Raw genomic sequence first — 25901 nt, 5'->3', positions numbered from 1 at the left:
AAGCGTCTGGAGGGTGACCATCGATCCGAATCGGGTAGGATGACCCTTCATTGTCGGGGCAAACTCGAAAAAACAAGGAAAACCGGGTTGAAACTCAGTGATATCGCCCAGCTCGCCGGTGTGTCCGTGACCACCGCCAGCTACGTCATCAACGGCAAGGCCGAACAGCAACGCATCAGCAACGCGACCGTCGAACGGGTGCGGGCGGTGGTCGAAGAGCATGGCTTCACGCCCAACCCCCAGGCTGCCGGATTGCGCAGCCGGCATACCCGCACTTTGGGTTTCATCTTGCCGGACCTGGAAAACCCCAGCTATGCGCGTATCGCCAAATTGCTCGAACAAGGGGCGCGCGCCCGAGGCTACCAACTGCTGATCGCCAGCTCCGACGATGCGCCCGACAGCGAGCGGCAACTGTTGCAACTGTTCCGCGCCCGGCGCTGCGATGCGCTGATCGTCGCCAGTTGCCTGCCCGCCGAGGACGACAGCTACCGTCAATTGCAGGCCAAGGGTATTCCGATCATCGCCATCGACCGGGTGATGGAGCCCACGCATTTCTGCTCGGTGATCAGTGATGACCGCCAGGCCAGCCTGCAACTGACCCGCAGCCTGCTGGAGACGAACCCACGGCAGATCGCGCTGATCAGCGCCCGCCCCGAACTGAGCATAAGCCAGGAGCGGACCGCCGGCTTCCGCGAGGCGCTGGAAGGTTTCGAAGGCCAGGTGTTGATCGAACATGGCGAGTCGTTCAGCCGTGAATGCGGTCGCCAGATGATGGACGAAATGCTCGCCCGCCTGGGCCATTTACCCGATGCGTTGATCACCACCTCCTACGTGCTGCTGCAAGGGGTGTTCGATGCCCTGCATGATTTTCCACTCAAGGCACGGCCGCTGCGCCTGGGTACATTTGGTGACACACAACTATTGGATTTCCTGCCACTGCCGGTCAATGCCATGTCCCAGCAGCATCAACTGATCGCCGAAAAAGCCTTGGAGCTGGCGCTGGCGGCCATCGAGAACGATGATTACCAACCCGGTGTCCAGGCGATTGCGCGCACGTTCAAACAGCGCATTCACCAAGGCTGAAGTTTCGGGACCCCGCATGGAACTGATCGACACCCACACCCACCTGGACTTTCCCGATTTCGACGTGGACCGGCCGGCGCTGCTGGCCGAAAGCAGCGCCCTGGGCGTCCGGGAAATGGTGGTACTCGGGGTGTACCGGGACAACTGGCAACGCGTCTGGGATCTGGTGCAAAGCGACCCGCACCTGCATGCCGCGCTGGGCTTGCATCCGGTGTATCTCGATCAGCATCACGACGATGATCTTGCGCAGTTGCGTGAATGGCTGACCCGCCTGGCGGGGCATCGGCAGCTATGCGCTGTGGGTGAAATCGGCCTGGACTATTACGTCGAGTCCCTCGATCGCGACCGCCAGCAAGCGCTGTTCGAAGCGCAGCTGGAACTGGCCGTGGAGTTCGAGTTGCCAGCGCTGATCCATGTGCGCCGCAGCCACGCCGCCGTGATCGCGACACTCAAACGCATCTGCCCGGCGCGGGCCGGCATCATCCACGCCTTTGCCGGCAGCTTCGAAGAGGCTCGCGAGTACATCAAGCTCGGCTTCAAGCTCGGCCTCGGCGGCGCGGCCACATGGCCGCAGGCCCTGCGCATGCACCGGGTGCTGCCGAAATTGCCGTTGGATGCGGTGGTGCTGGAAACCGACTCACCGGACATGGCTCCGGCGATGTTCCCTGGCCAACGTAACAGCCCGGCGCATTTGCCGGCGATTTGCGAGGCGCTGGCGGGGATCATGGCGGTGACGCCTGGGCGACTGGCCGAGGCCAGTACCGCCAACGCCCGCCAATTGTTCAACTGGTAAAAACCTGTGGGAGCGAGCTTGCTCGCGATGGCGGTGTATCAGTCAACATCGATGTCGGCTGATCTGACGCCATAGCGAGCAAGCTCGCTCCCACATTGGACCTGCGGTGAATCAGTGGAAATCACACCCGAAACGCATTGATCAGTTGCTTGAGCTGCACCACCTGGGCGGACAATTCGCGGCTGGCGTCCTCGGTCTGGTGCGCGCCTTCGGCGGTGCGTTCGCCGGCGCGGTTGATCTCCACGATGTTCTGGTCGATGTCGTGGGCCACGGCAGTCTGCTGTTCCACCGCCGCGGCGATCTGCTGGTTCTGGTCGACGATCATGCCGACCGCGCCAAGAATGTTTTCCAGCGCCTGCTGGACTTTCTCCGATTGACCCACCGTGCCGCTGGCCATTTCATGACTGGTGCCCATCGCCTTGACGGCGGCACCCACGCCGCCGTGCAGGCGGCTGATCATCGCTTCGATTTCTTCGGTCGACTGCTGCGTCCGCTTGGCCAGGGTCCGCACCTCATCGGCCACCACGGCGAACCCGCGCCCCTGCTCGCCAGCCCGGGCGGCTTCGATAGCGGCGTTGAGGGCCAACAGGTTGGTCTGCTCGGCGATGCTCTTGATCACATCCAGGACGCGGCTGATGGACTGGCTGTCAGTCGCCAATTGATTGATCACCTGCACTGACTGGTCGATTTCACTGGCCAGCCGCGCAATGCTGCCCTGCTGGGACTCCACCAATCCCCGCCCGCTAAGGGTTTCGTCGTTCACGCTGTGGGCGCTGCTGACCGCCGCCGCAGCGCTGCGGGCGACTTCCTGGGCCGTGGCGGACATCTGGTTCATCGCCGTGGCGACCAGCTCGATCTGGCTGCGCTGGCCAGCGACGGCCTGGTTGCTCTGGGCCGATACCGTTTCCACCTGCCCCGCCTGGCGCTCGACCTCGGCGACGGTGCGGCCGACTTGCTCGATCAAGTCATGGATCTTCGCCACCGTGCCGTTGAATACCTCGCCCAACTCGCCCAACTCATCCTTGCTGCGGGCGACGAAATTGACCGTCATGTCACCCGCCGCGACCTTGTCCATCATCGCCCCCAAATGTTTGAGCGTAGTGCGCGTCGAAGCGTAGAAACCGGCGTACAAGTAAAAGATCAGCAGGAACACCGCTGCCAGCGCCACGGCTTGTAGCACCATGTGGCTGCGGTTCTGCTCCAGGCGGTGCTGCAGTTGCACACCAAGAAAACCCAGCGTTTGCTCGTTCAGACGATAGGTCTGCTCCATAAGCCCGCTGACTTGTTCGAAGAATGCAGGCCATGGCGCGTCAAGGGTATCTGCCATGACGACCTGGTTTTCAATCAGCTCGGCGGCCCGCTTGAGCGTGCTCTTACTGCCTGCGGCCTGATCGGCAAGTACTTGCCCGGCCGCCTTGCTCGAGCCCAGGGCATCCTGCAGTTTCAGATCATATTCGCCCTGGAGCTTCTCGATCTGCACCAGCAACTCGTCGAACCGAGTACTCGACGCGGAATTGAGAAAGCCCAGCCCCAGCGACGAAGCGCCCAGCGCGCGACCGTCGCCCAGGGTCTGGGTGACGTTGGGTGTCACGGCAATGACGAGGTCGCTGAGCTGACGGATGTCGCCCTGGTTATCACGGCTCAGGCCCGCCTGGCTGGCGATGATCTGGCCGAATATCTGCGCCTTGTTGAGCAGGCTGCCAATCAAGGCGCTTTTGCTTTGCAGGGAGTTTTCGGCCTGTTGGGCCTTGAAGGCCGCGATCATCTCGTCGCGCTTGGCATCGAAGGCACTGACCTGCTCGGGCTCCATGGCCATGGCCGTCATGCCTTGCAACCGCGCGAGAACCTTTTGCTCAAGCGCCGTTATCTTCGCCTCCACGTCGCCGGCCTTGCCGGACTGGCCGAGGCTGGCATTGATCTGCACCAGATTGTTCAACGTCTCCAGGTCCCGGCGCAGCGTCAGGCTACTGCCCAGCAGGTCAAGGCTTTGCAGCTCCACTTGCGTGCCCTGGAATTCCCGGTAGGCATCGCGCACCAGAAAGAAGTTGGTCACCAGCATCGGCAGCAGGAACAGGACACTGATCAGGCTGAACTTCATGCCGAAGCTCAGGCGGTTCATCAGGGCGACGGCGGGCCAGAGCAAACTCTTCACAAGGAAGCCTCCCGGTAGTTTTTTATTTTTATGGGACTGGCACGCGAAAGCAGCAGAAAGCCACTATGCGGGCGCTGCCACTGTATAGCCTAAAACGACGGGGAGATTTGTAACTTAAGGTTAACGAGGGCAGACGGTCCTGTGGCGAGGGAGCTTGCTCCCGCTGGCCTGCGAAGCAGGCCTTGGGGCTTCCTTCAGGGAGATCGCTTTTGTCCTGGTTGACGACTGCTGCGCAGCCGAGCGGGAGCAAGCTCCCTCGCCACATCAGCGCCTCGCCACCGCTTGACTGGTTTGATCAGGCCAACACCGTCCACAACGCAAACCCGGCATACCAGAGCACCGCCGCGCGCAGCAGCAATTCCCAGAGCCGATCCAGGCTGTTGATACCGTCCGGCCCGGCGACGGGCGTGGGAATCTCGCCGGCCACCAGGCCAACTTTGTCGATGAGGTCGGCGGCGCTGATGTTCCAGTTCAGCAGCTCATGCAGCATGACTCGGCTGACCGCCACGAAGTTGCCCACCAAGGCAAAGCTCGCTGCCAGCAACCGCACTGGCACCCAGTCGAAGGCATGACGCAGCTGCGCTGCACGCTCCGCCACGCCGGGGTTCTGGCTGTGTTCAGCGGCCAGCGCCAGCAACCGATAACTCAGGGCAGCCACAGGGCCCAGCAGGAAGTACCAGAAGATCACCGCGAAAAAGCTCTGGTAGGCCTGCCACAGCAAGTGTCTCTGTACCCGCTCCAGCAATTGCTCACTGCCGTCGGCGTCGATATTCAAGTCGCGCTTGGCCACGTGAGCCGCCGCTTGCAGGTCCTCACGCCGCCACGCATCGCGGAACGGCCCGAGAGCAGCCAATAGATCACCGCGGCCCAGGCTATAGATCACCACCAACAGGTGCACCGGCAGCGCCAGCAAACCATAGGCCACCGGATCCAGCACCCAAAGCAGCAACGCCAGCGCCGCCACCGGCAGCAGGACCATCGCCACCAACACCAGCCAAGGTCGATTGCCCCAGCGCGGGCTCGCCTCGAGCCTGTTCAGCTCGCCCAGCCAGCCGCCGTCACGCTGGACCCGCTGGCGCAAGGCCGAGAACTTCTCGATCCAGACCGCCAGCAGCAACACCAGAAAACTCATCGTCCTTCCCCTCCTGTCAGGGCCGCGCGGTAGCGCGCCCAGTCGAATGCCGGTCCCGGATCGGTCTTGCGCCCCGGGGCGATGTCGCTGTGCCCGCAAATACGCTGCACCGTGATCGCCGGAAACGCTGCCTGCAACTGCCGGGTCAGTTCCACGAGGGAGAAATATTGTGCATCGGTGAAAGGAATATCATCGGTACCTTCCAGCTCGATGCCCACGGAAAAGTCATTACAGGTCTCCCGCCCCTCGAAGCACGAAACGCCCGCGTGCCACGCACGATCCACACAAGAGACAAATTGGGTCACGGCGCCGTCACGTTCGATCAGGAAATGCGCAGAGACGCGCAGGTCGGCAATACCGGCAAAGTAGGGATGTTCCGTGACATCCAGGCGATTCTGGAAAAATTCCTGCACTTTGCCGGTAGCGAACTGTGCCGGCGGCAAGCTGATGTTGTGGATGACCAGCAGGGAAATTTCGCCCTCGGGGCGCGCATTGAAATTGGGCGAAGGGCAATGACGCGCGCCATCGCACCAACCGCTCGCGGAGTCCAGCTGCATACAGGTTCCTTCGATGACGACGGAGAATCCCGTCAGTATGCCGCGATCGGGCGGGGCTGCGCGATCACTTGCCGCGATTGAGTTGGCGCAGGTTACCCAGCACGGACTCGAGCGCCCGGTCGAACAGCAAGGTATCGTCCAGCAACCGCGCCGCTCCCCGGCGGAACTCCAGGGCCAGGCTGGTGCGGCTGTGCTCCAGAACCTTGAGGCCGGTGCGATTGACGAAGACGTATTTGCCGGTAGCCTGGATGATTGCCGCCAGCTTGCAGCGAAGGCTGTTGTCTTCGTCTTCCTGGAACTCCACCCAACTTCCCAGGCGCAATTGGTCGACTTGCAGCAGGCCCACGTCATCGGCTGGCAGGCGCACGGTCGGCTCTTCCGTTGGCGTCTTCGGCGCCGTACGCAGGACGATGGGCTCCGCCACTTCGACCATGACCGGCAAATCGGTGGGTTCGTCCTGCTCCGTCACCTGGCCCAACCTTTGTAGGGCCTGGACATGGAGCACTTCCAGCTCGCTGAAAAACTCGCTGGTGGCGAACGGATCGAACGCCGAACGACTCAGCCCTTCGCGCAAGGCCTTGAGCAATTCCGGCACCATCGCCAACAAGCGCAGGCCCGCATCAGGCTCTTCGTGGTGCTGGACGCTCCAGACCAGTTGTTCGAGGGTCAATACGTCGGCCTGCCATTCGGCAGACTGCTCGCCATGCTTGAACCCCGTCAGCAACAACACCTGGCTCCAGGCCTGTTGCACGAAATCCACCACGGCCTGGGGCAGGAGCTTGCCCAGCATGATCTGGTTCAGCGCCCCTTCGACCCGCTGGCGAGCCAGTTCAGCCTTGGCCCGTCCTTCTTCGGCGTCCCTGATGCGTTGTTCAAGCAACTCGCTGCGACGGCGCTCATCGCTGGTAAATGCCAGGAAATCGGCCAGCACTTCGGAAAATATTGCCGGATCGTCGACATAGTCGTTCAGCAAGCGTTGCACCACCTGCTCGATGCGCTGGTAGAGGCTGTCGCGCTGGTGATCGTCACAGTCGCCCCAGCCCATCGCCGCGGCGGCGATTTCATTGAGCAGCCGGCGGGCCGGGTGATTGCCGCGACTGAAAAAGCTTTTGTCCTGCACGGCGACCTTGAGCATGGGAATCTGCAGGCGTCCGATCAGGGCCTTGAGGACGTCCGGCAGGTTATGGTCGTCGAGAATGAATTCGAACATCATCGCGATGAGGTTGATCACATCTTCATCGGCACCATCGACGACACGGGACCTGCCGCTCTTGACGCTGACACGGGTCAACAACTGCTCGAGCTGGCTACGCAGGTCGAAATCGTCCTGGACCGCTGGCGCCGGCACGTATTGCTGCAAATGAGACAGCAAGCGAAGCAGGTCGCGTGTCGAGATCGGCTGGGCCGGCGCGCTCGGTTCCAGGGTCGGCGCGACGCTGCCTCGCACCTGGACCAACAGCTTCTGCAATGCGGCAAACACTTCGTGCACGCTGTCATCGACGTCCTCCGCCCGTGGCCGGACGGCGCCGTCGCCCCTGGGCCGAGGGGCTTCTTCGGCGCGATCCGAAGCCCGGCGTGATGGAGCAGCCTTCAGGTCCGACAGGATACCCGTGGCGGCCAGCAACTGATTGGCTTCGGCGTAGAACTGGTCGCATTCGCTGAGTACATAACGCTCGAAGAGCTTGAGCAGGATCAGCTTGACCTTGATGCCCACGCCGAGATTGCGTCCGGCCTGGAGAAAATGCTCGCACAGCAATGCCGGGCTCAACGGGTTCTGCTGGTTCGCCAACGGCCGGTCCAGCAATACACTGAGCCGCGCCGTGAGTTGATCGAGCGACACGCCATCGCGGCTGAGCACCCGGGCCACCATGGTTTCCACCGCCAGGCGGCGCTCCAGCTCGTCATGGTTCGGCTGGGGCGCCATGGCACCCAGCACCGGCGCCAGGGTCGCCTGGGTAAGGTCATACTGGGCCAGGCTGACAAACGCCTCGAAAAACTGCTCGAGGAATTCCCGTTCGATGCTTTTGCGTTTGAGGCGCAGGTCACGCATGGCTTCGAAATAGAGGTTCTGCTCGACATCGTTGCGCGCCCGATCGGCCATTTCGAACAGCGTGTCATCGGCGTTATCGAACAGGCCTTGCAAACCAACGCGCAACTGCTGCGCCGCCTTGTCGCGAACCTGAAGGAGAATCACAGGCAGGCGGGCGAGCGGCGAACGATTCGCCTGGTCGGTAGGCACCTTGTGCAAAGGCACTACATTCCCGTCGTTGTGCATCCTGGCCTCCTGAAACGGCATTCTTCGGTTCGCGACGTCAAAGTCATGACGTCAATCGAAAGGCGGATTATCAGGTAAAAAGAGCCCGTCACACCAGAGGACTCTGTGAACCGGCTCAAAGAGATCGCAATAAATGACCGGCATTTCGGGTAAATGTTGCGAGCAGGCGACCAAATGCAAGCCAACAAGCCCCAAGCGGATATAATCCGGCCACTTTGTTTGTGGAGCCCGTTATGCCGAATCTACGTCTCGCCGACCTGACCGCCGAAATCGAAGCCAACGTGCGCCGCGCGCTGCTGGAAGACATCGGCAGCGGCGATATCACTGCGCAACTGATTCCCGCCGAGCGCCTGGCGAAGGCCACCATCATCACCCGCGAAGCCGCCGTCATCAGTGGGACGGCCTGGGTGGACGCGGTATTCCGGCAACTGGACCCGCGTGTTGCGGTGCATTGGCAAGTACGTGACGGTGACCGGGCGGCCCCTGACCAGGCGCTGTTCCACCTCGAAGGCCCGGCCCGCTCACTGCTGACGGGTGAGCGCAGCGCGCTGAATTTCCTGCAGTTGCTTTCCGGCGTCGCCACCCGGGCTCGCTACCTGGCGGACTTCGTCGCTGACACCCAGGTCAAGCTGCTGGACACCCGCAAGACCCTTCCGGGGCTGCGCCTGGCACAAAAATACGCGGTCACCTGCGGCGGCTGTCATAACCACCGCATCGGCTTGTACGACGCGTTCCTGATCAAGGAAAACCACATTGCCGCTTGCGGTGGGATTGCCCAGGCCATCAGCGCCGCCCATCAGATCGCACCGGGCAAACCGGTGGAAGTCGAAGTGGAAAGCCTGGCGGAATTGAAAGAAGCACTGGCGGCCGGCGCCGACATCATCATGCTCGACGAACTGAGCCTGGACGACATGCGCGAAGCGGTGCGCCTGAACGGCGGCAAGGCGAAACTGGAGGCCAGCGGCGGCATCAACGAAAGCACGTTGCGCCCGATCGCCGAGACTGGCGTGGACTATATTTCCATCGGGGCGATGACCAAGGATGTGAAGGCCATCGACTTGTCGATGCGCTTGAGCCTCTGACAGGCTGACGCCAGGCAATCAGAAACGACGTCCGTGGCGAGGGAGCTTGCTCCCTCGCCACAGTGTCGCTCTTATCGCGTTTTCTTCAGACCACCAGATTGTTCATCTCGCAGTATTCATCCCATTCCACACCCAACACCTCGGCCGCCTCCTTGTGCAACGCAAGGCGCTGCGCCTCGAATTCTTCAGGTGTGCTGGTGTATTTGAGGGTCAACTCCCAAGGTTGCAGCCCCTGGGCTTCGGCCTCGTCTTCGAACGCCCATTTGATCTGGTCTTTCTGATCGTCGGCGGACAGGTCCTTGATCTCATCCCGCAGTTGCGGCGTTTCTTTCAAGTACTTTTCCAGGGCTTCTTCGTGCCTGGCTTCTTGACTCAATTCTTTAACGGTCATGGCGTTCTCGCTGATCTGGGAATGGAAGATGGATCTGGATCATCAAGGATCTCTCTGACGCAGGAAGCCGTTGGAAGCCCGGTTTACCTGGCCTTCAGAACCATTCGTGGATCATCTGAAAACTGCTGGGCGATGCTCATGCAGGTAACGAATATAGGACGTTTCGCCGACGATTTACACGGCTCTTTACATCTGTCCCACAAAAAAAGCCATGCAGAAGAAGCTCGGTAGGCCTTGGAACATCTGTCGAAACAATCAGTCATAGCTATGTGCCATATCGGTACTTCACAAGGAACCCAGTGATGCGCAGCTTTTCGAAACGTTCGTCGACTCAACTTGCTACCGCGACCTTGCTGCTCGGCAGCCTGACTTTGGCCGGTGCTGCCCAAGCTGCTGTTGAAGTCTCCTCCGATGGGTTGTCCTACGTCGACGTCATCCCTGCCCTTCGTTATGACCAATCTGACAAGTACGTACTGGTCAAGACCCACATCAACGCCAGCGCGCTGGAAGACCTGCCAAAAACCGTGAAGGACAACGCCGCCGAACTGGAAAACCAGAAGCGCACGCTCAGCGAACAGGCTCGACAAATCGAAGAACTCAAGCACAACAGTGGATCCAGCTCCACCTCCAGCAGCCGGGAGATCGACGAGCTCAAGCGCACCATCAAGGAACAGGAAAGCGATCTGAAGGATCTTGGCAAGCAGGTGGAAGAACTCAAGCGCAATAGCGGCTCCAGTTCGAGTTCGAGCAATAGCGAGATTTCGTCCCTGAAACGGGAACTCAGTGATCAGGACAGCGAGATGAGCCAGCTTAAACGCACGGTCGAGGAACTGAGCAGGAAGGTGAAATAACGAGGGGGGATGGTGCCCGAGACAGGAATCGAACCTGCGACCTTCGCGTTACGAGTGCGCTGCTCTACCGACTGAGCTACACGGGCGGTGGCTAAAACTAGCACCGTCCCCTGTAGCCAGGCAACCTGCCTGGCAGTGATTTTCGCCACACAGCAAAACGCCCCGAACCAGTCGGGGCGTTTGCTTGTTCAGTGGCTAAGCGAGGGGCTGATTAAACGCCCGATGCCTTGGCTGCCGCGACGTCCTTGATGGACAGCTTGATACGGCCGCGGTTGTCCACGTCCAGTACCAGCACTTCCACTTCCTGGCCTTCTTTCAGGATGTCGGTCACTTTCTCGACGCGAGCATCGCTCAGCATGGAGATGTGGACCAGGCCGTCCTTGCCCGGCAGGATGTTGACGAACGCGCCGAAGTCGACGATGCGCTCGACCTTGCCGACGTAGATCTTGCCGATCTCGGCTTCCGCGGTGATGCCCAGGACGCGCTGGCGTGCTGCTTCTGCCGCTTCCTTGGTTTCGCCGAAGATCTTGATCGAACCGTCGTCTTCGATGTCGATCGAAGCCTTGGTTTCTTCGCAGATCGCACGGATGGTCGCGCCGCCTTTACCGATGACATCACGGATCTTGTCGGTGTCGATTTTCATCGCGATCATGGTCGGAGCGTTTTCCGACAGTTCGGTACGGGACTGACCGATGATCTGGTTCATCTGGCCGAGGATGTTCAGGCGCGCTTCCAGGGCTTGGCCCAGGGCGATTTCCATGATCTCTTCGGTGATGCCCTTGATCTTGATGTCCATCTGCAGTGCGGTAACGCCCTTGGCGGTACCGGCCACTTTGAAGTCCATGTCGCCCAGGTGGTCTTCGTCACCCAGGATGTCGGTAAGGACAGCGAACTTCTCGCCTTCCTTGACCAGACCCATCGCGATACCGGCAACCGGCGCCTTCATCGGTACGCCAGCGTCCATCAGGGCCAGGGAAGCGCCGCAGACCGAAGCCATCGAGCTCGAACCGTTGGATTCGGTAATTTCCGAGACCACACGGATGGTGTACGGGAATACGTCAGCGGCTGGCAGCATGGCCTGGACCGAACGACGGGCCAGACGACCGTGGCCGATTTCGCGGCGACCGGCGCCACCCATGCGACCACACTCGCCCACCGAGAACGGCGGGAAGTTGTAGTGCAGCATGAACGGGTCTTTCTTTTCGCCTTCCAGGGTGTCGAGCAGTTGCGCGTCACGGGCGGTGCCCAATGTTGCAACGACCAGGGCCTGGGTTTCGCCACGGGTGAACAGTGCCGAACCGTGAGTCTTCGGCAGGACGCCGACTTCGATGTTCAGCGGACGTACGGTGCGGGTGTCGCGACCGTCGATACGTGGCTTGCCGTTGACGATATTTTCGCGAACGGTGCGGTATTCGATTTCACCGAAAGCAGCCTTGACGTCGCTGGCCGATGGCTGACCTTCTTCGCCGGAGAACTTGGCAACGACCTGGTCTTTCAGCTCACCCAGGCGCGCATAACGGTCGGCCTTGATGGTGATGGTGTAGGCCTGGGAGATCGCGTCGCCGAACTCGGCACGGATCGCGCCCAGCAGCTCGGTGGCTTCTGGCTGTGGAGCCCAGGTCCAGGTTGGCTTGGCGGCTTCGGCGGCGAGTTCCTTGACGGCGTTGATCACCACCTGGAACTCGTCGTGGGCAAACAGCACGGCGCCCAGCATCTGGTCTTCGGTCAGCTCTTTGGCTTCGGATTCAACCATCAGCACAGCTTCGGAAGTACCGGCCACGACCATGTCCAGGCTGGAAGCCTTCAACTGCTCGTAGGTCGGGTTCAGCAGGTAACCGGTGCTCTCGTGGAACGCAACGCGGGCAGCGCCGATCGGACCATCGAAAGGAATGCCGGAGATGGCCAGGGCAGCCGAGGTACCGATCATCGCAGCGATGTCCGGATCGGTCTTCTTGCTGGTGGACACGACGGTGCAGACAACCTGCACTTCGTTCATGAAACCTTCGGGGAACAGCGGACGGATCGGACGGTCGATCAGTCGGGAAGTCAGGGTTTCTTTCTCGGAAGGACGGCCTTCGCGCTTGAAGAAACCGCCAGGGATCTTACCGGCAGCGTAAGTCTTTTCCTGGTAGTGAACAGACAGAGGGAAGAAGCCCTTGCCTGGATCGGCTTGCTTGGCACCGACAACGGTCACCAATACGCTGACGTCGTCGTCAACGGTGACCAGCACTGCGCCGGAGGCCTGACGGGCGATACGGCCAGTCTCGAGGGTAACGGTCGACTGACCGAACTGGAATTTTTTGATTACCGGGTTCACGGTGTCCTACCTTCTTTGTGGCTCTTGGGGAACTTGTCTTCTTGCGAAATTCTTGGGCAGTGCGGGGAATCGGCCCAACGACTGTCCAGATAAAACTTGAGGCTGGGAGCCTGCCGGTCGCCGACGCAAAACGCAGGCAACTGGCAGACAACCAACCTCATAGCGCAATCGCTTATTAGCGACGCAGACCCAGGCGACCGATCAAGGTGCTGTAACGATTAACGTCCTTGCCCTTGAGGTAATCCAGCAGCTTGCGACGCTGGTTTACCATGCGGATCAGACCACGACGGGAGTGGTGATCTTTACCGTTGGCCTTGAAGTGACCTTGCAGTTTGTTGATGTTGGCGGTCAGCAGTGCAACTTGCACTTCTGGCGAACCAGTATCACCAACAGCTTGCTGGTAGTCGGTCACGATCTGAGCTTTTTCTTCAACGCTGAGTGCCATGTGGCTTTCCTCTTGTGAGGTACCGTTTCCAGGGAAACCGTACCAACAGGCCAGGGACAAATCCCTGTATCTATAAATGAGTAGTGACCGTGCCTGTTAACAGCCACACTCGCCAACCTGCTGTTACACAGGCTGGTTCCGGTCATTCCGACCGAATCAGTCGACGCGGCGCAATGCGCCCGTCTTCGCTCACTTCACCGATACCAATGAAGCGACCGTTGTGATCCTGTACCCGGACCATGCCGAACTTCGGCGCATCCGGGGCACGTACCGGCTGGCCGTTGAGCCAGTAGAACGCACTGTGTTCCGAGAACTGCAAGAGCGGCCAATCCAGCAGGCCGCTGTCCGATGGCATCAGGAAGCGGTCGACCGCTTCGTTGCCGCCTTCGGCATGCACCGCTTCGAGCTCTTCCAGCGTGACCGTCTGGGCCAACGTGAAAGGCCCGGCCTGGGTCCGTCGCAATTCTGCCACGTACGCGCCACAACCGAGCTGCTCGCCAATATCCTCCACCAGGGTTCGGATATAGGTGCCTTTGCTGCAATCCACTGCCAGCCGCGCAGTATTACCGTCAAAGGCCAGCAATTCCAAGCGCGCAATAGTAACAGAACGCGGTTCACGCTCCACTACTTCGCCTGCACGGGCCAGTTTGTACAACGGCTGGCCATCACGCTTGAGGGCGGAGTACATCGGCGGTATCTGACTGATTTGTCCGCGAAATTTCGGCAGCACCGCCTCGACATCCGCCTGACCAACGGTCACCGGGCGCTCCAGCAAAACCTCACCTTCGGCGTCCGCCGTGGTGGTGGTCTTGCCCAACTGCGCCAGGGTTTCATAACCCTTGTCGGAATCGAGCAGGTACTGGGAGAACTTGGTTGCCTCGCCAAAGCACAGCGGCAGCACGCCAGTAGCCAGCGGATCGAGGCTGCCGGTGTGACCGGCCTTCTCGGCGTTGAGCAACCAGCGCACTTTCTGCAAGGCTGCGTTGGAAGTGAATCCCAGCGGCTTGTCGAGCAGGATGATGCCGCTGACGTTACGACGGATACGTTTGACCTGAGCCACCGATTACTCCTTGGTGTCTTCGGGTTCAGCGGTCGCCGGGTGCTGGCTGTCTTCGGCCACGGCACGCTCGATCAGCGCCGACAGATGCGCGCCACGCACGACGCTCTCGTCGTAGTGGAAGTGCAACTGCGGAACGCTGCGCAGCTTCATTTCCCGGGCCAACTGCATACGCAGGAAACCGGCAGCCGAATTGAGCACCTTGATGCTCTGGGCGATTTCTTCGGCGCTGTCCTGACCCATCACGGTGATGAAAATCTTCGCGTGACCGACGTCACGGCTGACTTCCACTGCGGTAATGGTGACCAGGCCGACGCGCGGGTCCTTGACTTCGCGACGGATCAGCTGGGCCAGCTCGCGCTGCATCTGATCGCCGATTCGTTGGGTACGGCTGTATTCTTTTGCCATGTCTTGTTACCTGTAACTGCCCCACGGTCAAACCCGCGAGGTCTGAAAGCGGCAAACGCCCGGCCTGGCAAAAGCCAGACCGGGCGTTGCGTTTAGAGTCCGCCAGCCAGGCAGCGCATGTTCATGCGGCTGCCCGACGCGGCTCTTGAAGTACGCGAGTCAGAGGCTGCGAGCAACCTGGACCTTCTCGAAGACTTCGATCTTGTCGCCGACCTTGACGTCGTTGTAGCTCTTGACGCCAATACCGCATTCCATGCCAGCACGCACTTCGGAAGCGTCATCCTTGAAGCGACGCAGGGATTCCAGCTCGCCTTCGAAGATCACGATGTCTTCACGCAGCACGCGGATCGGACGGTTACGGTGAACGACACCTTCGATCACCATGCAACCGGCGATGGCACCGAACTTCGGCGAACGGAACACGTCGCGAACTTCGGCCACGCCCAGGATGTTCTCCCGAACGTCGCTGCCCAACATACCGGTCAACGCTTTCTTGACGTCTTCGATGATGTCGTAGATCACGTTGTAGTAACGCATGTCCAGGCCTTCCTGCTCGACGATCTTGCGAGCGCCAGCATCGGCACGCACGTTGAAGCCGAACAGTACAGCGTTGGAAGCCAGTGCCAGGTTGGCGTCGGATTCGGTGATACCACCGACACCGCCACCGACCACGCGCACTTGCACTTCATCGTTACCCAGGCCGTTCAAGGCGCCCTGCAAGGCTTCCAGCGAACCACGGACGTCGGATTTGAGGACGATGTTGAGCGTCTTCTTCTCTTCCTGGCCCATGTTCTCGAAGATGTTTTCCAGCTTGCCGGCGTGAGCACGGGCCAGCTTGACTTCGCGGAACTTGCCTTGACGGAACAGCGCGACTTCACGGGCTTTCTTCTCGTCAGCCACAACGCTCATTTCGTCGCCAGCGTCCGGGGTACCGTCCAGGCCGAGGATCTCGACCGGGATAGCCGGACCGGCTTCCTTGATTGGCTTGCCGTTCTCGTCGAGCATGGCGCGCACGCGGCCATAGTTCGAGCCGACCAGCACCATGTCGCCTTGGCGCAGGGTACCGTCTTGAACCAGTACGGTAGCCACCGGGCCGCGGCCCTTGTCGAGGCGCGATTCAACAACCACACCACGGCCAGGAGCCGAAGGCGTAGCGGTCAATTCCAGAACCTCGGCCTGCAACAGGACAGCTTCGAGCAGTTCGTCGACGCCAGTACCCATCTTCGCGGAAACCGGAACGAATGGAGTGTCGCCACCCCACTCTTCGGAGGTCACGCCGTGGACCGACAGTTCGCTGCGGATGCGATCGAGATCAGCGCCCGGCTTGTCGATCTTGTTCACCGCGACCACCAGCGGCACGCCAGCAGCCTGGGCATGCTGGACGGCTTCGATAGTCTGCGGCATGACGCCGTCGTCCGCCGCAACCACCAGGATCACGATGTCGGTTGCCTTGGCACCACGAGCACGCATCGCGGTAAACGCGGCGTGACCCGGGGTGTCGAGGAACGTCACCATGCCGCGGTCGGTTTCAACGTGATAGGCACCGATGTGCTGGGTGATACCACCCGCTTCGCCAGCCGCAACCTTGGCACGACGAATATAGTCGAGCAGGGACGTTTTACCGTGGTCGACGTGGCCCATGACGGTCACGACCGGAGCACGGGAAACCGCCTCACCTTCGAACTTCAGGGACTCGGCCAAGGAATCTTCCAGGGCGGTGTCGCTGACCAGGGTCACTTTGTGGCCCAGCTCTTCAGCGACCAGCTGGGCAGTTTCCTGGTCCAGAACCTGGTTGATGGTGGCCGGGGTCCCCAGCTTGAACATGAACTTGATGATTTCAGCAGCCTTGACCGACATCTGCTGGGCCAGGTCGCCCACAGTGATGGTCTCGCCGATCTTCACTTCGCGCACGACAGGGCCGGTTGGGCTCTGGAAACCGTGAGCGTTGCGTTTCTTCAGCTTGGCCTTGCCACGACCGCCGCGACGGAAGCCATCGCTCTCTTCGTCGGTAGTACGAGGCGCAACGCGTGGTGCCGGCGCCTTTTCCTTGACCGAAGCACGATGAGGCGCGTTCTTGCGCTCGCCATCGCCACTACCACGACGGTTGTCGTCGGCACGTGGTTTGTCGGGACGACGCTGTTCGTCGCGCTTGCGGGTATCGGCCGGAGCCGGCGCCGGCGCTACGACTGGAGCGGCTTCGCGCACAGGTTCGGCAACCGAGGCAACAGCCTCGACAGCTTCGGCCGGAGCGGGTTGCGCAGCAGCAGGCTGGCGACGCGCTTCTTCTTCAGCGCGACGCTTGGCTTCTTCTTCAGCCTTCTGACGAGCAGCATTTTCTACTGCGCGACGTTCTTCCAGTTCGCGTTTGCGCTCGGCTTCGATTTCTTCCGGGCTACGTTGTACGAAGACTTTCTTCTTGCGTACTTCAACGCTGATGCTTTTGCTACCGGCAACACGCAGGGTGCTGGTGGTTTTACGCTGCAGAGTGATCTTGCGCGGTTCTTCCACTTTCGCCTTGTGACTGCTCTTCAAGTGAGTCAGCAGGGACTGCTTCTCACTGTCGGTCACATGTTCCTCGGCGGCGGTGTGCGGCAGACCTGCCTCACGCATCTGCTGCAACAGGCGCTCTACCGGTGTTTTGACCTCATCGGCCAGTTGTTTCACCGTGACTTGCGTCATGCACTTCTCTCCTCAGGCCGCGCCTAATTACTCGAACCAGTGGGCTCGGGCGGCCATGATCAACTTGCCGGCACGATCATCGTCAATGCCGTCGATGTCGAGCAGGTCGTCAATAGACTGCTCGGCCAGGTCTTCGCGGGTAATTACGCCGCGCACCGCCAGTTCCATCGCCAAATCCTTGTCCATGCCCTCAAGCGAGAGCAGGTCTTCGGCCGGATGGGCGTCTGCCAGCTTTTCCTCAGTAGCGATGGCTTTGGTCAACAAGCGATCCTTGGCCCGAGCGCGAAGCTCGTTGACGATTTCCTCGTCAAAGCCGTCGATGTTGAGCATTTCCTCCACCGGTACGTAGGCAATCTCTTCCAGGCTGGTAAAGCCTTCATCCACCAGCACCTGCGCCAGTTCTTCATCGACTTCAAGCTCTTCGATGAAGTTGCGCAGGATGTCGCCGGTTTCAGCTTGCTGCTTAGCCTGGATGTCCGATTCGGTCATCACGTTCAGGGTCCAGCCAGTCAATTGGCTCGCCAGACGCACGTTCTGACCACCGCGACCGATGGCCTGAGCCAGATTGTCTGCGCCAACGGCGATGTCCATGGCATGGGCATCTTCGTCGACGATAATTGCCGCCACTTCAGCAGGCGACATGGCATTGATCACGAACTGAGCCGGGTTGTCGTCCCACAGGACGATGTCCACACGCTCGCCGCCCAACTCGCCGGATACGGCCTGGACACGCGAACCACGCATGCCGATGCAGGCACCTTGCGGGTCGATACGCTTGTCCTTGGAGCGGACCGCGATCTTGGCGCGCGAACCCGGATCACGGGAAGCGGCCATGACTTCGATCAGGCCTTCAGCAATTTCCGGCACTTCGATGCGGAACAACTCGATCAGCATTTCCGGCGCGGTACGCGACAGGATCAGCTGCGGGCCCCGGTTCTCGGTGCGGATTTCCTTGAGCAGCGCACGCAAACGCACACCAACCCGGAAAGTTTCGCGAGATATGATGTCTTCGCGAGCCAGCAACGCTTCGGCGTTGTTGCCCAGGTCGACGATCACATTGTCGCGGGTGACTTTTTTCACGGTGCCGGAGATGATTTCCCCCAGGCGCTCGCGGTAAGCGTCGACGACTTGCGCGCGCTCGGCTTCGCGAACTTTCTGCACAATGACCTGCTTGGCAGTCTGTGCAGCGATGCGACCGAATTCAATGGACTCGATTTTTTCTTCGACGACATCACCGACCTTGGCGCCCGGATGCGTTTCCGCAACCTTGCTCGGCCAGGTTTCGATAGCCGGGTCGTCCAGGTCGGCTTCCTCGACAACCGTCCAGCGACGGAAAGTCTCGTAGGAACCGGTGTGGCGATTGATTTCCACACGCAAATCAACTTCGTCTTCAAACCGCTTCTTGGTAGCAGTGGCCAGGGCCAGCTCCAGCGCTTCAAAAATAACGTTAGCCGGTACGCCCTTTTCATTGGATACCGACTCAACAACCAGCAGTACTTCTTTGCTCATCGTACGCCTCGCCTTTCGCAAGCCATTGGATCCGCGGGATCCGCAGTATCTGGCACGTATCAGTCAAAACTGGGAATAATGTTGGCCTTGTCGATCATGTCGATCGGCAACAGGAACTCGTGCTCGTCTACTTGCACCACGACGTCCTGCTCTTCTACACCGCGTAGAAGGCCTTGGAAGTTGCGTCGACCTTCGAAAGGCGAGCGCAGCCTGATCTTCACTTGTTCACCGGCAAACGAAGCAAACTGCTCAAGAGTGAACAGCGGGCGTTCCATGCCAGGCGAGGAAACTTCAAGGGTATATTCGGAGGTGATTGGATCTTCAACATCCAGCACCCCACTGATCTGACGGCTGACAATGGCGCAATCGTCCACCAGCACTCCGCCTTCTTTATCAATATAAACGCGCAACATTGAGTGGCGACCTTGAGCCGAAAACTCAATACCCCAGCATTCATAGCCTAGGGCCACGACCACCGGGGCCAACAAGGCCTGCAACTCTTCTAGCTTGCTCGACACCTGAACCCCCTCGTGCATGTAGTGCATGCTTTGCAAAATAAAAAATGGGCGAAACGCCCATCCTTGAAACGCCGTTGAACAGCGGCGTTATAAAGTGTCCAGCTAACAAAAAGCCCCTTGGAAGGGGCCCTGAAACTGGTTGCGGGAGCCGGATTTGAACCGACGACCTTCGGGTTATGAGCCCGACGAGCTACCAGGCTGCTCCATCCCGCGACAAAGCTGGGGCGGAAGTATACGACCGATCCCTTATAGGGTCAATGTAACCCTTCCACCTACAAGAAAGCCCGCAATAGCGGGCTCTCCTGATAATTGGTACCGAGAAGGGGACTCGAACCCCTACACCCTATGGGCACAACCACCTCAAGGTTGCGTGTCTACCAATTCCACCACCTCGGCAATACAGCGTTTGAAACCTTCTTACTTCTGCTCTTGAGCTGGAGGTACGTCAGTCGCCGAATTGGCCGACTTTTGCTCTTGAAGCACCGGGACATCATCAGAAGCCGGTTGTTGCTTTGGCGCTTCCAACACCGCTGGGTTTGGCAAACCTACTTGAGTCAGCTCTTGAGCCTTCTCTTTAGCAAAGTAACCTAACCCTAAGCTGGTTATGAAGAAACCGGCGGCGAGTATAGCAGTAAACTTACTAAGAAAGGTAGAGGAACCTTGGCTTCCGAATACAGTATTTGAAGCACCTGCACCGAACGACGCACCAGCATCCGCACCTTTACCCTGCTGCAGCAATACGAGAGCGACTACACCCAGCGCGCCCAGCAGATGAAAAACGACTACGACTGTTTCCAGCATTTTTTCAGTTTCCCGCGGCGCGACAGATCGCACCGAACTCATCTGCATTCAGGGACGCTCCACCAATGAGCCCCCCATCGATATCCGGCATGCCGAACAGTTCGGCCGCATTGGCCGCCTTCACGCTGCCGCCGTATAGAAGTCGCACACCTCGTGCCACTTCAGAATTTTCTGCCGCCAACTGCGCGCGAATGGCTGCATGCACATCCTGCGCCTGTTGCGGCGAAGCCGTCAGCCCAGTGCCAATGGCCCAGACCGGCTCATAGGCAATGACTGCCTTTGCAAAAGCACCGACACCCAAGTCTTCGATGATGCTGCCCAGCTGACGCCCGACAACCTCAAGCGTCTTGCCGGCTTCACGCTGCTCGAGGGTCTCCCCTACGCACAGCACCGGAATCAGACCACAAGCCTGGGCCGCAGCAAATTTGCGGATCAGCATCTTGTCCTGCTCGCCCATGATCTGGCGACGTTCGGAATGTCCGATCAGGACCAGGGAACACCCTGCATCCACCAATTGACTCGGCGCAATCTCACCGGTCAACGCACCTTGCATGGATTCCACCGCAGAGTTCTGCGCGCCGACCGAAATCGACTTACCCTTCAAGCCATCAACCACTTGGTTGATATACAAGCAAGGCGGGAATACCGCGACATCAACACCGCTTGGCAAGGCCAGATTACGAAGGCCTTTGATCAGCTCAGCGACGCTGGCGCGGGTACCGTGCATCTTCCAGTTACCAGCTACCATAGGGCGACGCATGCTGTACCTCGTCGGTCAAAGTGGGCGCAGATGTTACCCAACCGATTCATGACTGGCAAGCCGAATTCAGGCAGAAACTTCAGTTACAAGTTTCGCCAGCTCTTCGGCGTAACCGCGGACCTGTGCTTCATCCTCACCTTCGACCATGACACGCACCAAAGGCTCGGTACCCGACTTGCGCAGCAGTACCCGCCCACGCCCCGCCATTGCCTGGGTTACGCGCTCGCTGGCCTGCTTGACCATCGCATGCTCGAGCGGGCTCGCACCCCCACCGAAACGCACGTTGATCAGCACCTGCGGACACTTGCGCAACGCCTGGCGTGATTGCGCGAGACTTTCATTGCGCGCCTTGAGCGCCATCAGTACCTGCAGCGCCGCGATGATCGCATCCCCGGTAGTGGTGTGATCGAAACAGACGATATGCCCCGAGTTTTCGCCACCAATCACCCAGTTGCGCTCCAGCAGCTCCGAGATGACATAACGGTCACCCACATTGGCTCGCACAAAGGGTATGTCCAGGTCCGCAAGGGCCAGCTCAAGCCCAAGATTACTCATCAACGTCCCAACGACGCCGCCTTGCAGCTTGCCGCGACCGTGCAGGTCTCGAGCGATGATGAACAGCAATTCGTCACCATCGACCACCGTACCTGTGTGATCGACCATCAGCACCCGGTCACCGTCGCCGTCAAAGGCGATCCCGAGATCAGCGTGCTCAGCCAGCACCGCCGCCTGCAACGCCTCGGTGTGCGTCGAGCCGCAGTTATGGTTGATGTTCAGCCCGTTAGGCTGGGCGGACAGCACCACCACCTCGGCGCCCAACTCACGAAAAACGCTAGGGGCGACCTTATAGGTTGCACCATGGGCGCAGTCGACGACAATCTTGAGGCCGGAAAAGCTGGTACCCGTCGGAACACTGCCTTTACAGAACTCGATGTAGCGACCCGACGCATCGTTGATCCGCGACACTTTACCGATCTTGCTCGACTCAACCACCGTCATCGGTGCATCCAGCAGCTCTTCGATCATCAACTCGATTTCATCCGGCAGTTTCGTGCCCTTGCCGGAAAAGAACTTGATACCGTTGTCATCATGGGGATTATGCGAGGCGCTGATCACGATACCGGCTTGCGCCTGGAAGGTTCGCGTCAGGTAGGCGATGGCAGGCGTAGGCATCGGCCCCAGCAACATGACGTCGGCGCCCGCCGACGTCAGGCCAGCTTCAAGCGCCGATTCAAACATATAGCCAGAGATCCGCGTGTCCTTGCCAACCAGCACTTTGCAGGCGCCCATTTTTCGGAACGCCATGCCCGCAGCCCAGCCGAGCTTGAGCATGAAATCGGGGGTAATAGGATATTCACCGACCCGACCACGGATACCGTCGGTGCCAAAATATTTCTTGCTCATAAGTGCTCCATCATTCTTATTCGGCTGAATCCACTGCTGCGATCATCCGCACGACGTCCATCGTTTCGACTACATCGTGTACCCGCAATATGCGCGCACCTTTCGTAATAGCCAATGCCGCGAGCGCAAGACCGCCATACAAGCGCTCACCCACCGGACGCCCCAAGGCATTTCCGATCATGCTCTTTCGCGAGACGCCAACCAACAAGGGGCGGCCCAGGGCATGCAGGGCTTCCATATGCTTGAACAGGCTGAGATTGTGCGCCAATGTCTTTGCAAAGCCGAACCCCGGATCAAGAATGATCCGCTCGGCAGGAATGCCCACGGCGGCACATTCATTCATTCGCGCCACCAGGAAATCACCGACTTCCCTGGTGACGTCCTCATAGCTCGGATCGTTCTGCATGGTTCCGGGCTCGCCAAGCATGTGCATCAGGCACACCGGTAAACCCGTGGACGCCGCGGCATCCAACGCGCCGTCACGCTGCAAAGAGCGAACGTCGTTGATCAATCCCGCCCCCAGGCGCGCCGCTTCGCGCATGACCGCAGGCGTGGACGTATCCACCGAAATGATGACATCAAGCTCGCGATGGATGCGCTCGACAATGGGCGCCACCCGCTCCAGCTCTTCGGTCGGAGAAACCGGCCGTGCACCCGGGCGGGTCGACTCACCACCGACGTCGATCAGCGTTGCACCTGCAGCCGCCATGGCCTCGGCATGTCGCAACGCCGCGTCAAGCTGGCTGAATCGGCCGCCGTCGGAAAAGGAATCGGGGGTGACATTGAGAATGCCCATGACGTGCGCATGGGATAAATCAAGAACCCGGCTGCCGCATGGCAACCGGGTCGAGGACTGGGCAGAAGTCATTTCAAGCCTTAAACGTCGGCAGCCGGACCGCCGATCGGTGCTTCCGGACGCTCGCCCTGTACCGCTGGCGGCGTACCGGAAGAACCCGTGCCACCCGACCAATCACGTGGCTCACGAGGTGGGCGCCCTGCCATGATGTCGTCGATCTGCTCGGCATCGATGGTTTCATACTTCATCAGGGCATCAGCCATCGCGTCCAGCTTGTCACGGTTATCCGTGAGGATCTGCTTGGCGGTACCGTAACACTGGTCGATGATGCTGCGCACCTCGGAGTCGATCAGCTTGGCGGTCTCACCCGAGAAGCTCGCATGCTGGCCACCACCACCGCGACCGAGGAATACTTCACCTTCCTCCTCCGCGTACATCAATGGCCCCAGCTTCTCGGAAAGCCCCCACTTGGTCACCATGTTCCGGGCGATCTGGCTAGCGCGCATGATGTCATTCGACGCGCCGGTCGTTACACCATCGAAGCCCAGGGTCATTTCCTCGGCGATACGACCGCCGTACAGCGAACAGATCTGGCTGATCAATGCACGCTTGGACAGGCTATAGCGATCTTCTTCCGGCAGGAACATGGTCACACCCAGCGCACGACCACGCGGAATGATCGAAACCTTGTACACCGGATCATGTTCAGGCACCACACGCCCGACGATGGCGTGACCCGCCTCGTGGTAAGCGGTGTTCTGTTTTTCTTTCTCCGACATGACCATGGATTTGCGCTCGGCGCCCATCATGATCTTGTCCTTGGCCAATTCGAATTCTTTCATTTCCACGATGCGCTTGCCGGAACGGGCGGCAAACAGCGACGCTTCGTTCACCAGGTTGGCCAGGTCGGCACCGGAGAAGCCTGGCGTACCACGAGCGATCACGCCTGGGGCGACGTCATCGCCCATCGGCACCTTGCGCATGTGGACCTTCAGGATCTGCTCGCGACCACGGATATCCGGCAGCCCCACCACGACCTGACGGTCGAAACGCCCAGGACGCAACAGCGCAGGGTCGAGCACGTCAGGACGGTTGGTAGCCGCGATCACAATGATCCCGTCGTTCATTTCAAAACCGTCCATCTCGACCAGCAACTGGTTGAGAGTCTGTTCGCGCTCATCGTGACCGCCGCCCATGCCGGCACCACGATGGCGACCGACGGCGTCGATTTCGTCAATGAAGATAATGCAGGGTGCGTGCTTCTTGGCCTGTTCGAACATGTCGCGAACGCGGCTGGCGCCCACACCGACGAACATTTCAACGAAGTCGGAACCGGAAATCGTGAAGAATGGTACTTTCGCTTCACCGGCGATCGCCTTGGCCAGCAAGGTCTTACCGGTGCCAGGAGGCCCCACCATCAACACGCCACGCGGAATACGACCACCCAGGCGCTGGAACTTGCCTGGATCGCGGAGGAATTCAACCAGCTCACCAACCTCTTCCTTGGCCTCGTCGCAACCAGCGACATCGGCAAGGGTAGTCTTGACCTGGTCTTCAGACAGCAATCGCGCCTTGCTCTTGCCAAAGCTCATCGGCCCGCCTTTACCGCCCGCACCGCCCTGCATCTGGCGCATGAAGAACATGAACACCGCGATGATCACCAGGATCGGGAAACTCGCGACCAGGAGCTGGGTCCAGATACTTTGCTGTTCCGGCTGCTTGCCTTCGACCACGACATGGTTGTCCACGAGGTCGCCGATCAGCCCATTGTCCTGAATAGCCGGACGAATGGTCTTGAAGCTGTCGCCATCGGTGCGCTTGCCGGTAATCACATAACCATCAACGGCTACGCGCTCGACCTTGCCATCCTTGACCTGCTGGATGAAGTCGGAATAGTTGAGGGTCTGCGGCTCGTTAGGGCTGGAGAAGTTGTTCATCACGGTCACAAGGACAGCGGCGATGATCAACCACAGGATCAGATTCTTTGCCATATCGTTCAATTAACTACCCTCTGAAGCAAGCTCCGCTAATGGCGCGCGCTTCGCATGATATTCACCGGCCTAACTTACTACATTACCTACGACTCTGGCAGGCGCCGTCTGTAACCCTTTGTGAAACACTTTCTACACAATATTCGTTAATGCTCGCGGGACGAAATACGAAAAACCTATCGCCCCGGTCGAAAAACCTCTTATTCCTCACTGCGACCACGGAAACCACGACCCAGCAGGTACTGCTCACGGGAGCGATCACGCGATGATTTCGGCTTGCGCGTCGTGACTTTCTCGAACTGCTTGCGCACGCTCTTGTGGTATTCGTCGAAGCCTTCACCCTGGAAGACCTTGATCAAAAAATCACCACCTGGCTTCAACACCCGAGTCGCAAGGTCCAGCGCCAACTCGCACAGGAACATCGATCGCGGCATATCAACAGATGCCAGTCCACTCATATTGGGGGCCATATCGGAAATCACAAGGTCCACCTCGTTTTTTCCAACCGCTTCGAGGATCTGCGCCAGTACGGCGTGCTCGGTGAAGTCGCCCTGAATGAAGGTCACATCCGGGATGCTGTCCATTTCCAGGATATCGGAAGCGATCAGAGTGCCTTGCCCACCAATCAGACGACTGGTCACTTGGGACCAGCCACCCGGGGCGGCACCCAAGTCGATCACGCTCATGCCTGGACGGATCAAACGGTCTCTTTCCTGAATCTCCAGCAGCTTGTAGCTGGCACGGGAACGATACCCGTCTTTTTGCGCCATTTTCACGAATGGATCGTTGAAATGCTCTTGCAGCCATTTAAGACTTGTCTTGGAACGGGCCACGGGCCACCTCAAAAATAAAACGGGTCGTGATTAAGTGGGCGGTCCCGGACTCGCTCGGGTAAACTGG

22 protein-coding genes, 3 tRNA genes and 1 pseudogene are annotated in these 25901 nt (G+C 59.7%); 4 read left to right on the top strand and 22 right to left on the bottom strand.

Going from position 1 to position 25901, the window contains the following annotated elements; all coding sequences use genetic code 11:
- Window positions 1-87: 87 nt before the first annotated feature.
- Window positions 88-1083 carry a catabolite repressor/activator gene (gene cra / locus KSS97_RS05180; RefSeq protein ID WP_030139803.1) on the top strand — a complete coding sequence of 332 codons (996 nt, stop codon included), beginning with the start codon at window positions 88-90 and terminating at the stop codon, window positions 1081-1083.
- A 16-nt stretch (window positions 1084-1099) separates the two neighbouring features.
- The gene (locus KSS97_RS05175; RefSeq protein ID WP_217861238.1) at window positions 1100-1876 is read left to right on the top strand and encodes a TatD family hydrolase; all 777 of its coding nucleotides are present in this window, start codon (window positions 1100-1102) and stop codon (window positions 1874-1876) included.
- A gap of 121 nt (window positions 1877-1997) precedes the next feature.
- Here the strand turns inward: KSS97_RS05175 and KSS97_RS28695 are convergent, their stop codons facing one another.
- The 5 genes and pseudogenes from KSS97_RS28695 to KSS97_RS05155 form a co-directional block, all read right to left on the bottom strand.
- Window positions 1998-2702: a methyl-accepting chemotaxis protein gene (locus KSS97_RS28695; protein WP_437128341.1), complete on the bottom strand. Its 705-nt coding sequence runs from the start codon at window positions 2700-2702 to the stop codon at window positions 1998-2000.
- Window positions 2703-2855: 153 nt separating this feature from the next.
- Window positions 2856-3059: pseudogene (locus KSS97_RS28690) on the bottom strand (HAMP domain-containing protein); the annotation flags it as partial.
- 1264 nt (window positions 3060-4323) lie between these two features.
- A complete protein-coding gene (gene ampE / locus KSS97_RS05165; RefSeq protein ID WP_030139800.1) occupies window positions 4324-5160 on the bottom strand; it encodes a regulatory signaling modulator protein AmpE in 837 nt (278 codons plus the stop codon).
- Window positions 5157-5717, bottom strand: coding sequence for a 1,6-anhydro-N-acetylmuramyl-L-alanine amidase AmpD (gene ampD, locus KSS97_RS05160; protein WP_030139799.1), 561 nt, complete (start codon window positions 5715-5717; stop codon window positions 5157-5159). Before ampD ends, ampE begins: the two co-directional genes overlap by 4 nt.
- Window positions 5718-5781: 64 nt before the next feature.
- Window positions 5782-7992 carry a DUF1631 domain-containing protein gene (locus tag KSS97_RS05155; protein ID WP_030139798.1) on the bottom strand — a complete coding sequence of 737 codons (2211 nt, stop codon included), beginning with the start codon at window positions 7990-7992 and terminating at the stop codon, window positions 5782-5784.
- Between the two features lie 233 nt (window positions 7993-8225).
- On the opposite strand from KSS97_RS05155, the gene nadC reads away from it, so the two are divergent.
- The gene (gene nadC, locus KSS97_RS05150) at window positions 8226-9074 is read left to right on the top strand and encodes a carboxylating nicotinate-nucleotide diphosphorylase (RefSeq protein ID WP_030139797.1); all 849 of its coding nucleotides are present in this window, start codon (window positions 8226-8228) and stop codon (window positions 9072-9074) included.
- A gap of 85 nt (window positions 9075-9159) precedes the next feature.
- Here nadC and KSS97_RS05145 read toward each other — a convergent pair whose 3' ends face one another.
- Complete coding sequence (locus KSS97_RS05145) at window positions 9160-9465, bottom strand: DUF6388 family protein (protein ID WP_198797615.1); 306 nt, start codon at window positions 9463-9465, stop codon at window positions 9160-9162.
- A 302-nt stretch (window positions 9466-9767) separates the two neighbouring features.
- On the opposite strand from KSS97_RS05145, the gene KSS97_RS05140 reads away from it, so the two are divergent.
- Complete coding sequence (locus KSS97_RS05140; RefSeq protein WP_030139795.1) at window positions 9768-10316, top strand: hypothetical protein; 549 nt, start codon at window positions 9768-9770, stop codon at window positions 10314-10316.
- Between the two features lie 10 nt (window positions 10317-10326).
- Here the strand turns inward: KSS97_RS05140 and KSS97_RS05135 are convergent.
- From KSS97_RS05135 to rlmE, 16 genes are all read right to left on the bottom strand, one after another.
- Window positions 10327-10402 (bottom strand) — tRNA-Thr (locus tag KSS97_RS05135).
- A gap of 125 nt (window positions 10403-10527) precedes the next feature.
- Window positions 10528-12633 (bottom strand): polyribonucleotide nucleotidyltransferase, encoded by a 2106-nt coding sequence (gene pnp, locus KSS97_RS05130; protein WP_030139794.1) that lies wholly within the window; start codon window positions 12631-12633, stop codon window positions 10528-10530.
- 175 nt (window positions 12634-12808) lie between these two features.
- Window positions 12809-13078 (bottom strand): 30S ribosomal protein S15, encoded by a 270-nt coding sequence (rpsO, locus tag KSS97_RS05125; protein ID WP_039592311.1) that lies wholly within the window; start codon window positions 13076-13078, stop codon window positions 12809-12811.
- A 142-nt stretch (window positions 13079-13220) separates the two neighbouring features.
- The gene (gene truB / locus KSS97_RS05120) at window positions 13221-14138 is read right to left on the bottom strand and encodes a tRNA pseudouridine(55) synthase TruB (protein ID WP_030139793.1); all 918 of its coding nucleotides are present in this window, start codon (window positions 14136-14138) and stop codon (window positions 13221-13223) included.
- 3 nt (window positions 14139-14141) lie between these two features.
- Window positions 14142-14543: a 30S ribosome-binding factor RbfA gene (gene rbfA / locus KSS97_RS05115; protein WP_198797616.1), complete on the bottom strand. Its 402-nt coding sequence runs from the start codon at window positions 14541-14543 to the stop codon at window positions 14142-14144.
- A 159-nt stretch (window positions 14544-14702) separates the two neighbouring features.
- Window positions 14703-17222: a translation initiation factor IF-2 gene (infB, locus tag KSS97_RS05110; protein ID WP_030139791.1), complete on the bottom strand. Its 2520-nt coding sequence runs from the start codon at window positions 17220-17222 to the stop codon at window positions 14703-14705.
- A 27-nt stretch (window positions 17223-17249) separates the two neighbouring features.
- Window positions 17250-18731, bottom strand: a complete 1482-nt coding sequence (gene nusA / locus KSS97_RS05105; RefSeq protein WP_181287550.1) for a transcription termination factor NusA — start codon at window positions 18729-18731, stop codon at window positions 17250-17252.
- Between the two features lie 59 nt (window positions 18732-18790).
- The gene (gene rimP, locus KSS97_RS05100) at window positions 18791-19249 is read right to left on the bottom strand and encodes a ribosome maturation factor RimP (protein WP_181287549.1); all 459 of its coding nucleotides are present in this window, start codon (window positions 19247-19249) and stop codon (window positions 18791-18793) included.
- 136 nt (window positions 19250-19385) lie between these two features.
- Window positions 19386-19462: transfer RNA gene (locus tag KSS97_RS05095), tRNA-Met, on the bottom strand.
- 97 nt (window positions 19463-19559) lie between these two features.
- Window positions 19560-19645: transfer RNA gene (locus KSS97_RS05090), tRNA-Leu, on the bottom strand.
- A 21-nt stretch (window positions 19646-19666) separates the two neighbouring features.
- Window positions 19667-20050 (bottom strand): preprotein translocase subunit SecG, encoded by a 384-nt coding sequence (gene secG / locus KSS97_RS05085; protein WP_030139789.1) that lies wholly within the window; start codon window positions 20048-20050, stop codon window positions 19667-19669.
- Window positions 20051-20054: 4 nt separating this feature from the next.
- Complete coding sequence (tpiA, locus tag KSS97_RS05080; protein WP_030139788.1) at window positions 20055-20810, bottom strand: triose-phosphate isomerase; 756 nt, start codon at window positions 20808-20810, stop codon at window positions 20055-20057.
- Between the two features lie 66 nt (window positions 20811-20876).
- On the bottom strand, window positions 20877-22214 hold the full coding sequence (gene glmM, locus KSS97_RS05075; RefSeq protein ID WP_030139787.1) for a phosphoglucosamine mutase: 1338 nt from the start codon (window positions 22212-22214) through the stop codon (window positions 20877-20879).
- Between the two features lie 16 nt (window positions 22215-22230).
- Window positions 22231-23082 (bottom strand): dihydropteroate synthase, encoded by an 852-nt coding sequence (gene folP, locus KSS97_RS05070; protein WP_198797618.1) that lies wholly within the window; start codon window positions 23080-23082, stop codon window positions 22231-22233.
- A gap of 8 nt (window positions 23083-23090) precedes the next feature.
- A complete protein-coding gene (ftsH, locus tag KSS97_RS05065; RefSeq protein WP_030139785.1) occupies window positions 23091-25001 on the bottom strand; it encodes an ATP-dependent zinc metalloprotease FtsH in 1911 nt (636 codons plus the stop codon).
- A 200-nt stretch (window positions 25002-25201) separates the two neighbouring features.
- Entirely contained in the window at window positions 25202-25834 is a 633-nt protein-coding gene (gene rlmE / locus KSS97_RS05060) for a 23S rRNA (uridine(2552)-2'-O)-methyltransferase RlmE (protein WP_217861236.1), read from the bottom strand.
- Window positions 25835-25901 lie beyond the last annotated feature (67 nt).

Origin of the sequence: Pseudomonas alvandae (genome assembly GCF_019141525.1) — a bacterium.
Classification (GTDB): Bacteria; Pseudomonadota; Gammaproteobacteria; order Pseudomonadales; family Pseudomonadaceae; genus Aquipseudomonas; species Aquipseudomonas alvandae.
This window is presented reverse-complemented; position numbering and strand designations above follow the sequence as displayed.